We start from the raw sequence: 655 nt of genomic DNA, 5'->3' as shown, positions 1-655 counted from the left end.
CATATCTTCGTCTTTTTATAGGAATATTTCCATATTCTGTTTTGATTGTTTTTGGTAATTTTGATACTACCTTATATCCTTGTAATATTTGTCCTTGTTGATACTACCTTATATCCTTGTAATATTTGTCCTTGTTGATATAATTTAAATATCTCATTATCTCTATTAATTAATAAATTTTTAACTTCATTTTGTGTCTCGATTGTTTTATTTTCTTTATAATTTCCTAACAAATTTTGTTTTAACTCCATCTTATTATTTCCCTATCTTTAAAAAATATTTTTAATATGATATTAATATCATAATTTAAAAGCGAGGATATCTAAAAAATGCAAGACTTTACTAAAATTAATAATAAAAAACGAATTACTAGTTATGAACATTTAAATAAAAAATATGACTTAAATTTTAGTGACTATAATTTTGGTTTTGACTGAGAAGTATTTAAAGACTTTGTCGGGGATAGTTATGCCCGTTATTTTACTTCACCAAGTTTTTTTAAGTTTGTTTCTGCTGGTCGTGGTACTAATAAAACATGAAATCATATAGCAGAAAAATTATTTTATGCTTGCATGAAATCATATAGCAGAAAAATTATTTTATGCTTGTAATTTTACTGATGCTTCATCTAATATTTTACGAAGATATGCTAATA

General features: G+C 23.5%; 2 protein-coding genes. One reads left to right on the top strand and one right to left on the bottom strand.

The features are described 5' to 3' along the window. Nucleotides 1-71: 71 nt before the first annotated feature. Nucleotides 72-251: a hypothetical protein gene (locus C6B38_RS06825; RefSeq protein WP_105299080.1), complete on the bottom strand. Its 180-nt coding sequence runs from the start codon at nucleotides 249-251 to the stop codon at nucleotides 72-74. Between the two features lie 78 nt (nucleotides 252-329). On the opposite strand from C6B38_RS06825, the gene C6B38_RS06820 reads away from it, so the two are divergent. Continuing rightward, nucleotides 330-611: a hypothetical protein gene (locus C6B38_RS06820; protein ID WP_105299079.1), complete on the top strand. Its 282-nt coding sequence runs from the start codon at nucleotides 330-332 to the stop codon at nucleotides 609-611. Nucleotides 612-655 lie beyond the last annotated feature (44 nt).

Origin of the sequence: Spiroplasma sp. ChiS, assembly GCF_002968355.1 — a bacterium.
Lineage (GTDB): Bacteria > Bacillota_I > Bacilli_A > Mycoplasmatales > Mycoplasmataceae > Spiroplasma > Spiroplasma citri.
Note: the sequence above shows the minus strand (reverse complement) of the source record. Positions and strands in the feature narration are given on the sequence as shown.